Raw genomic sequence first — 13,551 nt, forward strand, 5'->3', positions numbered from 1 at the left:
CTGAACAAGGGGCTTTCTTTTTTTGTTAAAATCACTATGAAAACATACGCTATCATATCCGACATACACGGAAATTCGCTCGCTTTTGAAGCTGTTTTGAAAGATATTAAATCGCGTGGGATTGAAACGATCATCAACCTGGGCGATTACCTTTTTGGTGCACTGGAGCCTGAGAAAGTTGCCGGGATGATGCGCGAAAACCCAATGCTTTGCATCAGCGGTAATACCGACCGCGAGATATTGCAGGCGATTGATAGCAAGTTTACCAAAGATGGTATGGATAGAGTAAAAGCTGACTTGTCTGCACAAAGCATACAATGGCTACGCACTTTGCCAAAGACATCAACCTGTGACGGATTGTTTTTTGTTTGCCACGGAACGCCCCAAAGCGATGACGAATATTTACTGGAGAAAGTAACCAAACATGGCGTGTTTGTTTATAATGACGAGGAACTAATAGCTAAGACCACATACATAAAAGAACGAATAATACTTTGCGGACATTCACATGTAAACAGGGTGATCTACCTCTCAAATAATAAGATCATTCTAAATCCCGGCAGTGTGGGATTGCCAGCTTACCTCGGCACCGGGGAACACCGTTTTGCTATGGAATCGATGACACCTCATGCTAAATATGCCATTGTAACTGCGGATGGCGATAATATCAGTATAGAACAAGTACTCTGCGCCTACGACTGGCACAAAGCCTCAGAAGCTGCCCGTAAAAATGGTAACGAAAAATGGGCGCAGTTCTTATTGCATGGAAGGATGCCGAAGGAGTTGAGGATAGATTAATAAAAAAACTCTGTCATTTCGACGAACCAGCATGGGAATAGGGATGGCGTGAGGAAAAATCTTATACGCCCTACATATTCGCCTTGCAAGTCTTATAAGATTTCTCACCTGCCCGTAGCGTTGGCCATCCCTGCAGTTTCGAAATGACATAGTTTTTTTATTTAAAGCTCAATCTCTTCCATCAAGGTATGAAACAACGCAAAGCGTTCCTCAAACTGCGCGTTATGTGCCTGGTGGATTTTTTCTAAGTGTTTATAGTAAAAATCGCTGTAGCGCTCAATAGAATCAGAATGATACTGGATGCAATAAGTGATCCCCTCATTTGGCGAATCGAGCACAGTCAATGCTTTATAACTATCAAAAGCGCCAGTTGCCAGTATAGAAGGTATATGATTGGTTTTTATCCATTCGAGCCACTCGGTTACGATGGCATCGTCGACAATAAAAGTCTCGTTGTAAACTAACATGCGGTAAAAGTAGTGAATCGGAGCCAAGAATCAAGAGACAAGACCCAAGATAAAAAATCACTAATTCGCTAACTCACTCATTCACTAATTAAGACGCATCCGGTTTGTCGCCTCTCAATAACCTGAACCGTTTTCTCGCTTCATTGATCCACAAGCTACCGGGATAGTCGGTGATTACTTTCTGGTAAAATGTTTTTGCCTGCTCTTTGTTGTTTAGGTGGTTCTCGTACAGATCGCCTAACATGAAAACCGCGTCATCGGCCCAGAGATTATTAGGATGTTCATCAACGATCTTTTTTAAAGGGGTAACTGCATCATTAAAATTTTTCTGCTGGATCAGGATACGAGCTTTGGCCATCAGGATATCGTCACTCAGGTTATTGCCGGGGTATTTTACATCGATGCTGTCAAGAATAGTCACCGCCTTCTCCGGTTGTTCAGCAAATATCTGCAGATCGGCGCGTGCATACATTTTTAGGGCATTACCTGAAGTGTCGGCAAACAAGTTATCGGTGATCAACAAAGATAGGTTCAATGCATCGTTTGCTATCAATTGGGAGGTGGCAGCTTTTAACACATCCAGTTCTCTTTTTGCAAATTCCAGATCGCCGGTATAATAGGCCAGTTTAGCATTTCTGAATTTCGCATCCTGACCAATTGAGGTATTGGGGTAAGCAGTCTCAACTTGGCTATATAACAATGTCGCTTCCCATTGTTGTTTATTCATCAGGTAAACATCGCCCAGGTCAAGTTTGCAGCTATTCAATAAATTGGCTTTCAGGCCGGGGATTTTTATGGTTTCCTCAAGTAGCTTTTGGGCATCGTCCAGTTTATGTAATTTAAAAGCCTCCAGGTTGGCCAGCTTTTGCATGGCGAATGCTGTATTGCTGTTTTTGCCAAATTCTCCGATCAGATCAAGATAATCTTTCTCTAATCCCGACAGATCGGCCTGTGTGTATTTGCCTGCTGTAACCAACAAGTTTTTGGTATTGATCTGCTCGATTTTTGAAGGAATATAAAGCGGGTTGTCGCGTCCTTTGCTGATGATGTATTGATATCCACGGATAGCAGCATCGTAAGCCTCGTTCGAAATTAAAGTTTGGCAAAGTTCAAAAATGCTGTTGCCATCATCGTTCTGCCTCCGGCTCAATGCCAGTGCCTGGTCTAAAGCCTGATCAAATTGCTTCTGCTGCAAAAACTGCCAGGTAAGCAGATTGATATAAACCACTTGTTGCGGGTCTTTCTGAATCCGTTTAAACAAAGCAACTTTGAGCATATTATAGTCTTCGTCTCCCTCATATATTGACGAAAGCGTATTTTCTGCCTGCGTAATAAACGCGGGATTGGTTGGCAAGAAGTTCAGGTACTCTTCAGTAAGTGCAGGTTTGTCCCTTTTAAAGCGGTACAGGTTGATCAGCTCAAAGGCATATAGATTGTCATTATGCAATAGCTTGCGGCCCTGCAGAAATATCTTGATGGCATAGTCTACGTTCTCAGCCTGGTAAAATTGCGTAGCCAAATTGGTAATGGCTCCGGCATCAGCAGGCATATTTTTGATCAGATCGTCATAAATCGCATTTGCCTTATCATTGTCTCCCTTTTGTGTATATACGCGGCCAAGCCATATACTGTACTGGTATTCAGTTGGATGCTTGCGTAGCATTTTCTTCGCAACAGACTCGGCTTCATCAAATTTTTTCAGGCTCAGCAGTCCATTCAGATAATAAATAAAGTAGGCGTCATTATCCTGTTTGTACAGTTTCTGGTAGATGTCCAGCGCTTTCTGCGGTTCGCCGTTAGCAGAATATTGCCGTGCTAATTGCAGGTCACTCCCCTGTGCAAAAACTAATGAGCAAGAGCAAAGCAGAAAGCAAAATATGACGAAAATCCTCTTCATTAAGTCAAAAATAATCAAATAAAGCCAATATTATTGCAGGCAGAGGTTGCCATATACTATAACGGCGGAATGCAGTAAAATTGTAGTGACATTTTGTAAGCAATAAGTAATTTGACTAAGTTTAACGTAATATAGGGTTCCGAACAATTGTTGATTATGCTGACCAGGCTGCGAATTTTATTATCTGTTATCATTATATGCTTGTTTGCAGCGTGCAAGGAAGAGCATATAAAGCAAATACCTATTAGCGATTTTTTCAAAACTGCCGAGAAAAGTTTTTTCAGGTTATCGCCTGATGGAAAGTATGTTTCTTACCTGAAACCGTATAAAGGGCGACAAAATCTGTTCATCCAATCGCTGAACGACGGGAAAGAGCTGATGGCTACTTCTTTTGATGATTACTCTGTACGTAATTACTCCTGGACCTACAATAACCAGCTTGTTATCATACAGGATGTTATTTCGCTCGATCAGTATAAAATGTACGCAATGGATGTTCCTGAATTGAAATTGCGGGAAATATTGACGGTAGAGAAAGGACGGATAAACATATTGAATAACCGCAACAAGGGTGAGCCTGATGTGGTGACCATCAGCATGAACAAACGCGACCCCGCAAATTTTGATATTTACCAACTGAACGTGAAAACCGGGCAGCTAAAGCCTTACCTGATCAACCCGGGAAATATAACGGAGTGGTTCCCGGATGATGATGGTAAGATACGTTTGGTAAAATCGTCAGATGGGGTAGACGAAACCATCCTTTACCGGGCAAATGATAATATGCCCTTTAAGCCGATCATTAAAAACAACTTCGTGAACAGGGTGCAGCCAATAGCTTTTACAGGAGAAAAAAGCAATTTTTATGCTTTGTCGAATGTAGAGCGTGATAAATCGGCGTTGGTAGAGATTGATGCAGAAACGGGTAAGGAGCAAAGGGTGGTATTTTCATGCAATAAAACTGATATAGGACGAGTCGATTATTCAAAAGACCAGCATCGGTTGGAGACTGCGACCTGCGAGGAAGAGAAGCCTAAAAAACATTTTATAGACTCGGGTATTAAGCTCATTTATGACACACTATCTCAATTTTTGCATGGTACGCAAATAGATATCATCAGTAGGGACAGTGCCGAAAATAAATTCATCTTCTTTAGTTATACGGACCGCAACCCGGGTACTTATTACCTGTATCAGCGGAATACAGGTAAAATAACCAGCCTCGGAAATATTAACTCATCCATAAAACCAGAAGATCTCTGCGTTATGGAACCTATCAGTTTTAAATCAAGAGATGGGCTTGAGATCAATGGTTACCTTACCTTGCCAAAAAGGACTAAGACTACCGATTTGCCTGTAGTGGTATTACCACACGACGGGCCGTGGCGTAGCAGGGATAACTGGCGATATAGCGATGAGGTGCAATTCCTGGCGAACAGGGGATACGCTGTATTCCAGGTAAATTACCGTGGTTCTGCCGGATATGGGAAAGCATTTTACAGCGCCGGATTTAAGCAGGCTGGCGGCAAAATGCAGGATGATATAACCGATGGCGTTAACTGGCTAATAAAACGCGGTACGGCTGACCCTAAAAAAATAGCTATACTGGGAGGCGGTTTTGGTGGTTTTTGCGGATTATATGGTGTTGCCAATCATCATGAGTTATATAACTGTGCGGTTGTACAATATGGATTGATCAACTTTTTTACCTACATCAAAGATGTTCCGCCTTATGTAAAACCGCGATTACAGATGATGTATGAGATGATAGGCAACCCCGAAACGGATGCAGAACAATTAAGGGCGATTTCTCCCGTTTTCCATACAGATAAAATCAAGGCGCCTTTATTGATTTTCCAGGGCGCCAAGGATGAATCGGCCAACATAAGCGAGATGAACCAGTTCGTGCGCGAATTAAAAAAAGAAGGGGTGAGTGTGACCTATTTCCTAAAACCAAATGAACGTAAGCCTTTCAGAAATGAACGTAACCGTATGGAAATGTATACTGAAATAGAAAAGTTCCTGGATGCTAATATGCATGTAAAGAACTAAATTACGTTTGTAATGGCCGCGCAGCAGAGTATTTATCGTAAGAACTTCTCATTGATCATTGCTTTCCTGATATTGATATCGGCGACATTTATCGTTGCGCTTTTTATTGCCTACGGGCTAACATCAACCTACGTTGAAAATGAGTTTTCATCAAAGAAGATAGATGTGCTGGAGCAGACGATGAAGCCTTATAATGACTTCTTCTCGAACCGTATTCCTGAAATTACCTATTATCAGGGCTACCTGGATTCGACTTCTGCAGCCAAATATTCAGGCACGGTTTTCAGCGACTATCCTTTTGTACGGCGCATTATTTTTTATGGAGTCAGCATTGGCAGCACTAGTCCACCTCAAAAAGGGCTGGGGGTGAACATCAATTCCATGTATGAGTACTGGCGCCGCAAAGATGGAACTATGACCGGTGTGAAAAAGCCGATACCCGAAAATCACGCAGATTTTACTTCCATGTCGGCTAAGCTGAATAGTTTCGTAGCTTTTGCTGATACCTCAAGGGAGCCGACGCAGGACGAAAAATTCAGGACATTTTACGACATCCAGCCGGAAAAAATAACTTATCTCAATATCCCGCGACGTGAAGAAGTAAAACGCTATCGCGAGATACAAAAAGGAGTAGGGCCGCCATCGGAATATAAGCAGAACATGCTTACGTTTATTTTAAACCAACATGCACTCAAGGTGGTAAATACACATCCTGAGTTATATAAAAATATTTACCTGCGCCCGGTGGTGTATGACCCGTTGGATAATTCGGTGAATAAAATTACTACGGAAGTTCCCCTTACAGGAGGTTTTGCGGATTATAAATTATACTTCAGCTCTCCGCTGGATTACCTGACCGCAGAGACCAACCGCCGTTTTATGCCCATTGCCGCAATGGTACTGCTGATCTACATTTTCCTGGTGCTGATCGGTTGGCTGATCTACCGCAATTTGAATGTGAATATGAAACTGTTTAAGCTGCAGTACGATTTTATCAATAACCTGACGCATGAATTTAAGACGCCCATCAGTGTTATAAAAATAGCCGGATCTAACCTGCGCGGTGATAGCAACCTGAGCGAACGTCAGCTTAAACATTACGGAAAGATACTGGATGAGGAGGCCGACAAGCTAAATGACCTGATGACCAAATTGCTGTCATTTACGCAGATTGAGAATAAATCCATCAGCATAAAAAAAGAAGAAGTAAACCTGGAAGATTTTACAAAAGGATATATTGATACCTTTAGAATAAAATACCCTGATTTTAAACTGGATTATAAAATAGACAAGGTTACCAATTTTTATACCGATCCGGTGCTGCTGGGTAGTGTGTTTCAAAACATGATGGAGAATGCCTACAAGTATTCGAACCCTAAAAACCGGGAAATGCATATTAAAATAGCCGCGGGGAAAAGAAACAATATCCTCTTTTCATTTAAGGATAAGGGCATTGGCATACCCCGCGAGGAGATGGAAAATATATTTAAGAAGTTCTACCGGATAGAAAATCAATATAACCAGGATGGAAGCGTGGGGTTGGGTTTGGCATTCTGTAAGGAACTGGTTAATTTTATGAACGGAGAAATAACGGTAAATTCAAAAGTGAACGAAGGGTCGGAATTTATTGTCACCCTGCCTTATGTAAGTGCCGAATAATGATCAAAATTGTATTATGGAAAAAGAAATAAAAATAGCGCTGGTTGAAGATGACGAAAACCTGCGTTTCCTGGTAGCCGAGCGTTTACAGTCGGAAGGCTACAAAGTGCTGGAAGCCGATAATGGCGATGATGCCGAAACAATGATATTGGAAGAACAACCCCATATTGTATTGCTTGACTGGATGCTGCCCGGCAAACAGGGCGGCGAAGTATGCAGCGCAATAAGAGAGCAGGGCTTTGATAAACTGGTGATCATGATGACAGCGAAGGCCCAGGATGTTGACAAGATTGAGGCATATAATTTTGGCGTGTCAGATTACATCACCAAGCCATTTAATATGGATGTATTGGTAGCCCTGATTGACAACAAAATCAAATTTTCGCTGAACAGTGAAAAGCCGGAAGCTTACAAGTTTGCCAATATGGAGCACCACCCTAATACGCACCTGCTGATAAGGGACGGCCGTAAGGTGGAGCTAACCATTCTGGAAAACCGCATATTGCTTTACTTCCTGAAAAATAAAAACAAGGTGATCAACCGCGAAGAACTGATGATGGAAGTTTGGGGTTACAATGCCGATGTAAATACTCGTACACTGGATATGCATATTGTCCGCTTGCGTAAAAAAATCGAAAATAACCCTGATTCGCCAACCTATTTACAGACGGTTAGAGGGATTGGGTATAAGTTTGTTTACGAAGGATGATTTGAAGTCGGAAGTCGGAAGGCCGAAATCGGAATGAATTGAACCAAAACGGGTGTCACACTGAGCCCAGTCGAAGTGCGGTGTGCAAAGGCCTTACCCGCCAATGCTTCGACAGGCTCAGCATGACAACGCTCTTATTCATAGTTTCTTCCTGTACGCCGTCGATAAAATGAACTCTCCAAAAAATGATTTTTGATCGATCACCTGATATTGACGCTGTTCAAATTGTCTCTCAATATCAGGCAGTTTCTTTGCCTCGATACCACAAATTGCCCTAAAAAAAATAATCATCGACTTCAATAAAAAAGCCTGCCACCACTTACCCGTCGGCCTGAAATCGATATTGAGCCAGATGCCTTCTGGCTTTAATCGATTATGAATGTGAGTAAAGACCTGTTGTAATGTTTCTTCTGTAAAGTTATCGAACAGGAAAGGCGTAAACACTACATCGTAAAGCGTGTTAATCGCAATATTTTCAACCGGCTCATTAATAAAAGCTACTTGGTTATTCCCCGTGTTCCGTTTTTTAGATAACTCCATCATGTTGGATGATATCTCTGCATAAGTGATGTTCAAACCTGAAGGATGAACTTTGGCAATCTCTTCCAGTATCCAGCCTGTTCCACCGCCCGCAATTAATATGCTTGACTTTTTTGGAATATGCTTTAACAAATAAACCTGCGACCGAACCAACGCTTTGCCATACACCAGCCTCGAAAGACGGTCATAAAACCAGGCGGAGTTATCGTAATTGGCGGCCATAGAGTTTAATAAAAACCCTATGTCATTTCGATGAGCGGTGCAGTCTAAGCGATGGGAGCGAAGAGAAATCTTATACGACTCGCAATGTTCATCATGCATCGCGTATAAGTTTTCTCCTCACGCTTTTACGCTGCCCGGCCTGTTCGTCGAAATGACATAGCTTTATAATTGGACAAGAATAGTTTTTTAATTCCATAATGCATGGGAGTATTGCTATATTTAATGCAATACCTTCAAACATCATTATCATGAAAACATTCCTTTCCTGTTTTGTAGTCCTGGTTATTATACTTTTCAATCCATTTTCATCATCTGCGCAGCAAGCTAAACCTGACGATAAATACAATCGTCAGGAAGTAATGATCCCCATGCGGGATGGTGTGAAATTGTATACAGTGATCTATACGCCGAAGGATCAGAAAGAAAAATTACCCTTCCTGATGTTACGGACGCCTTATGGAGTAAAGGGTTATCCAAGTCCGGAAAGGCAGGGGTATATAAGGGACATGGCTGAAGAGGGTTACATTTTTGTTTTTCAGGATATCAGGGGAAGATATTTGTCGGAAGGTACTTTTAAAATGCAGCGTTTCAGTCGCGATAAAAAAGACCCGAAAGCGATTGACGAAAGCAGCGATACTTATGATACTATCGACTGGCTGTTAAAAAATATTCCCGAGAATAACGGTAAAGCAGGTATGTACGGCATTTCCTATGATGGCTGGACAACCATCATCGCTGCGACTGATCCGCACCCGGCTATGGTTGCTGTTTCGGAACAAGCAACACCATCTGATATGTTTATGAATGACGATTTTCATCATAACGGAGCTTTCAGGCTGAGTTATGGTTTTGAATACTCGGTGCTGACCGAAGCTGCCAAGACTGATTCACTTTATAGTTTCGGCGAGTATGATACTTACGACTGGTACCTGAAACTTGGTCCGCTCTCCGATATCAATAAGAAATACGCTCATAACACGCTGCCTACCTGGAACAACTTCATAGAACATCCAAATTATGATGAGTTCTGGAAGAAGTTGTCGTTAGCCTATAGGCTCGACACGCCGCGGATTGCTACCCAGCATGTAAGCGGCTGGTGGGACCAGGAAGACATGGTGGGTCCGCAGGATGCTTATAAGGTGCTGGAAAAACACGATAAGAACCATAAGAATTTTATCGTGATGGGCCCGTGGAATCACGGCGGCTGGGCCGGAGGCACAGGCAAAAGCCTGGGCAATATCAAATTTGATGATCAGGAAACAAGTGCTTATTTCAGAAAGGAGATACAGGCTAAATGGTTTGCCTGGTATTTGAAAGGAAAAGGCGATGGCAAGTTTGCCGAAGCCATCAGCTTTCAAACCGGCTCAAACCAGTGGAAGAACTATACTGCATGGCCGCCAAAAGAAGCAACCAATAAAAATATCTATCTGCATGCTAATGGTAAGCTGTCTTTCGATGCACCATCAGCGGCGGAAAGTAAATTTGATAGTTATATATCCGATCCTGCTAAACCGGTTCCTTATCGTGCAAGACCGGTTGAAGAAACCTACGGTCCAGGTTCGCGCTGGTACCCATGGCTTACTGAGGATCAGCGTTTTGTGCAGAACCGCCCGGATGTGCTGAGCTGGGAAACGGATACGTTGACTGAAGATATTACAGTAACGGGCAACCCACTCGCCAAAATATTTGCTGCTACCACAGGCACCGATGCGGATTGGATAGTAAAGCTGATCGACGTTTACCCACAGCAGTACAAAAAAGAACTTAAAATGTCCGGCTACGAATTGATGATAGCTGACGATGTATTCCGGGGCAGGTTCAGGAAAAGCTTTGAAAAACCGGAACCAATGACACCAAACAAAGAGGAATTATACACCATCGACCTGCATGGCGTTGATCATGTATTTAAGAAAGGTCACCGTATTATGGTGCAGGTGCAAAGTACCTGGTTCCCGATCATTGACCGCAACCCGCAGAAATATGTGCCGAATATTTACAAAGCCACTGAAGCTGATTATCAGAAGGCCACGGAGATGATCTATCATACAGCAGCGGCGGCATCGTGTATTAGTTTGCCGGTGGTGAAATGAAACTGATAACTTTGATATGACAAAAACGAAAAGAACGATTTATTTTATTAGCGTAAGCGTCGTGTTGGGTTTGATATTAATGCTTACTGCTTTTACTTCCATAAAAAAGCTATATATAATTACATTTCACAGAAGCGGGACGATTTGGCATTTTAATAATAAAGGTCAATTAAATGGAGAAGTTGATACATACATAAATGGGGAAATAAAGAGTAGGGAATTCTTTAAAGACGGCAAACGCGATGGGCCTAACATAATGTACTATCCGAGCGGACGGATTGAACTGAAGTCATTTCGTAAAAACGACAAGGTCGAGGGAATGGAATACGAATATTACGAAGATGGTAGTTTAAGATTACTAAGAAATTGGGTCAATGATAGACCCTACGGGGATTTTTTTTATTACTATCCAAATAAGAAACTGGAAATCTATCATACTTATGACATTTTAGGTGATAAATTCTATTTATGCAGGTACGACCAATCAGGCAAAGTTTTAAGAAGGGACGGCTATGTGTTCAGTTCTCGCACGTATACTAAGTATAACGATTCAGCCGTAGCAATAATGACTGGAAAGGCATACAAATCAATAAAAGACTTATATATAACAGTAGCTAATCCGCCGCAAATTACTCCAGAAATTAAAGTAATGATTAATAATAAACTATGTCAGGATTTAATTTTTCCAGATCGAAATACTGTTTTGATTAGAAATGCTTTTAGTGAAAAAGGGCTTTATACCATTTCAGTCGAAGGCGTATTTGCTGGAAAATCTGATTCTGCAGATTACACTACTGGCACTTTGAGAATAATAAAGGAATAGATAGCAAATTCACCACCACCGCTGCCGCGAGTTTGCAACTCGTGATAAAGTATGGCAAAAGCTTTCAGCTGATAGAGGCCATAAATAGAAGTTATGAAATCAACCGGCTTACCTGGTTAAACGCAATCACAAAAAGATACTGCAATATCAATACCCCATCCATATAAAAAAAGTAGTAGTATTCATTCTTCTCCCATTTGGATTTGAAGATGAGCCAGCCTGTAAGTACGACGCTCAGTGTTAGTGCCCAAAAGTCGGTTGTGAAACCTCTATCCCGGAAAAGGAATAACAGTACTACATAACCTATCAGCAATACCTGACAAAATAAGTAGGCGTTTTTCTCGCCCCAGGCTACAGGGATGGTTTTAAGGCCTAATTGCTTGTCCTGGAACAGGTCGCGGATATCAAAAGGAATGGCCAATGCGGCAATAAACAGGAAGCGTTTGGCGATGAGGATGGTCGTATCCCGCATGGAAATGGTAGCTAGTTGCCCCGCCTGAGCCTCCAGTATTGGCAGTAGTACGCAGCTCATGGTCCACACCAAAGTGATCATCACCAGTTTCAAACCGGGTATATTGCGCAGACTGAATTTCTGTTCGCCAATGGAAAACAAGGGCAAACTATATCCAAATGATAATACCGAAAGGAAGATCAGCAATATTTTTGAAGCAGTAGAGATCAGGAAGAATAGTGGGATCAGCGATAGCATCGATACGATGGTAAGCGTAACCATCAACCGGTAATGTGAGAAAAACCAGCGTATACGGCGATAAGGCGATTGCTCCGGATGTTTGGGTTTACTGATGAGTATACAGAAATTGTAAATACCGAGTGTCGACGTAAATAGCAGTCCCAGAACCGAATAGGCAGGTTTTGAATCAATAAGATAAAAGGTGAGCAGGCCCTGCGCCACGGCACATAATGACATGAATACGTTGCTGAAAAGCACGAAATCAATAACGGGCTGCAATAGTTTTTTCATCGGCAAATGAAAAAGCCCGCTGGTCTTAAGCCTTGTTTGATAATGCAGGGTCAGCGGCTGCTTTCAGCTCAAATATCGTAATCTCCGGCAACATTCCAAGCCTACCTGGATAACCTAAAAATCCGTAGCCCACATTTACATATAATTGCTGCTTGCCTTCGCGGTAAAGCCCGGCCCATTCTTTATAAATATACTGGATCGGACTCCATTGGAAATATTTGGTCTGGACGCCAAACTGCATACCGTGAGTATGCCCTGCAAACATCACATCGATATCAGGATAATCCAATACCTGTGCCCGCCAGTGCGATGGGTCGTGCGAGAGCAATAATTTTACAGGCAGATCTTGTGTGTCTTTTGTAGCCAGGTCAAGTCTGCCGCGTTTAGGGAATCGGCTTAATGACCCCCAGTTTTCTACCCCCAAAATACCGATTTCTTCACCATCTACTTTCAATCTGCGGTTCTCATTCCGCAGCAAGTCCCAGCCCATGTTTTTGTGGGTATCCAATATGTCCTGGAAGTTTTTGTTCCAGGCTTCCTCAGTTGGCCAGTAAGCATAATCGCCATAATCATGATTTCCTAAGGAAGAATAAACGCCCAGCGGCGCTTTTACCTTGCTGAAAATATCCTGGTAACCACTCATTTCGCTGGTGCGGCTGTTAACCAAATCGCCCGTAAAGAAAATAAAATCGGGCTTTTCTTTCATCAGCATTTCTACCCCGCCGGTTACCGCTTTCTTGTTGTAAAAGCTGCCGGAATGGATATCTGATATTTGTCCAAGTCTTATGCCGTCAAATGCTTTTGGGAGATTCGGCAAATAAAGTGTACGATATTTTACCTGGTAATCATATACGCCGTTGATGGTGCCATAGACTAGTCCGCCTAAGGGAATAGAACCGGCCAGTAATCCGGCTTTCATCAGGAATTCCGAACGGGGAATATCATTCGGCCCCGGTTGTCTCTCAGGTTTTTCTTCCTTTTTGGTTTTATTCCTGAACCAAATGATTAACCTGCGGATATCATCGATCAAAATAAATGGCAGGAACATCAATTTGCCTATTGCCATCAGAAAAAATCCCAGCAGAAGTACAGACCGCACACCAAGACCCGCGTGCCGGAAAATGCTCACAAAAATTCCAATGGTGAGTATTACCGAGACGAGCCAGTACAGACGGGTAAAAGCACCTGATTTGACAAATTTCCATTTTTTGAGCCCGGCGCGTATGCCGCCTATCAAATAGAAATCGGCAATCAAAAAGCATGCACAAATCAGAAGTATAGAAGGGGCTTGTTGCTCCATTTAGTAAGAATA

At 42.4% G+C, this 13,551-nt stretch carries 11 protein-coding genes; 6 read left to right on the forward strand and 5 right to left on the reverse strand.

Annotated elements, in window-relative coordinates; genetic code table 11:
• The first annotated feature begins 36 nt into the window (after positions 1-36).
• Positions 37-798, forward strand: a complete 762-nt coding sequence (locus VIM89_RS13175; RefSeq protein ID WP_488156626.1) for a metallophosphoesterase family protein — start codon at positions 37-39, stop codon at positions 796-798.
• A gap of 161 nt (positions 799-959) precedes the next feature.
• On the opposite strand, the gene VIM89_RS13180 is transcribed toward VIM89_RS13175, so the two are convergent.
• Positions 960-1,265 carry a DUF4286 family protein gene (locus VIM89_RS13180; RefSeq protein ID WP_488156627.1) on the reverse strand — a complete coding sequence of 102 codons (306 nt, stop codon included), beginning with the start codon at positions 1,263-1,265 and terminating at the stop codon, positions 960-962.
• Between the two features lie 88 nt (positions 1,266-1,353).
• Positions 1,354-3,162: a tetratricopeptide repeat protein gene (locus tag VIM89_RS13185; protein WP_488156628.1), complete on the reverse strand. Its 1,809-nt coding sequence runs from the start codon at positions 3,160-3,162 to the stop codon at positions 1,354-1,356.
• Between the two features lie 156 nt (positions 3,163-3,318).
• Between VIM89_RS13185 and VIM89_RS13190 the strand changes: the two genes are divergently transcribed.
• From VIM89_RS13190 to VIM89_RS13200, 3 genes are read left to right on the forward strand one after another with little or no spacing between them, the layout of a single operon-like run.
• A complete protein-coding gene (locus tag VIM89_RS13190) occupies positions 3,319-5,214 on the forward strand; it encodes an alpha/beta hydrolase family protein (RefSeq protein ID WP_488156629.1) in 1,896 nt (631 codons plus the stop codon).
• A 12-nt stretch (positions 5,215-5,226) separates the two neighbouring features.
• Positions 5,227-6,873 carry a sensor histidine kinase gene (locus VIM89_RS13195; RefSeq protein WP_488156630.1) on the forward strand — a complete coding sequence of 549 codons (1,647 nt, stop codon included), beginning with the start codon at positions 5,227-5,229 and terminating at the stop codon, positions 6,871-6,873.
• Between the two features lie 16 nt (positions 6,874-6,889).
• On the forward strand, positions 6,890-7,582 hold the full coding sequence (locus tag VIM89_RS13200; protein WP_488156631.1) for a response regulator transcription factor: 693 nt from the start codon (positions 6,890-6,892) through the stop codon (positions 7,580-7,582).
• 138 nt (positions 7,583-7,720) lie between these two features.
• Here VIM89_RS13200 and VIM89_RS13205 read toward each other — a convergent pair whose 3' ends face one another.
• A complete protein-coding gene (locus VIM89_RS13205) occupies positions 7,721-8,344 on the reverse strand; it encodes a class I SAM-dependent methyltransferase (RefSeq protein ID WP_488156632.1) in 624 nt (207 codons plus the stop codon).
• A gap of 248 nt (positions 8,345-8,592) precedes the next feature.
• Here VIM89_RS13205 and VIM89_RS13210 point away from each other — a divergent pair, with 248 nt between their 5' ends.
• Positions 8,593-10,434, forward strand: a complete 1,842-nt coding sequence (locus tag VIM89_RS13210; protein ID WP_488156633.1) for a CocE/NonD family hydrolase — start codon at positions 8,593-8,595, stop codon at positions 10,432-10,434.
• A 16-nt stretch (positions 10,435-10,450) separates the two neighbouring features.
• Positions 10,451-11,257 (forward strand): toxin-antitoxin system YwqK family antitoxin, encoded by an 807-nt coding sequence (locus tag VIM89_RS13215; protein WP_488156634.1) that lies wholly within the window; start codon positions 10,451-10,453, stop codon positions 11,255-11,257.
• A 91-nt stretch (positions 11,258-11,348) separates the two neighbouring features.
• Here VIM89_RS13215 and VIM89_RS13220 read toward each other — a convergent pair whose 3' ends face one another.
• Together VIM89_RS13220 and VIM89_RS13225 are read right to left on the reverse strand one after the other, a co-directional pair.
• A complete protein-coding gene (locus VIM89_RS13220; protein WP_488156635.1) occupies positions 11,349-12,239 on the reverse strand; it encodes a UbiA prenyltransferase family protein in 891 nt (296 codons plus the stop codon).
• 25 nt (positions 12,240-12,264) lie between these two features.
• On the reverse strand, positions 12,265-13,539 hold the full coding sequence (locus tag VIM89_RS13225) for a metallophosphoesterase (RefSeq protein WP_488156636.1): 1,275 nt from the start codon (positions 13,537-13,539) through the stop codon (positions 12,265-12,267).
• Positions 13,540-13,551 lie beyond the last annotated feature (12 nt).

It is taken from the genome of Mucilaginibacter sp., from assembly GCF_036568825.1.
Lineage (GTDB): Bacteria > Bacteroidota > Bacteroidia > Sphingobacteriales > Sphingobacteriaceae > Mucilaginibacter.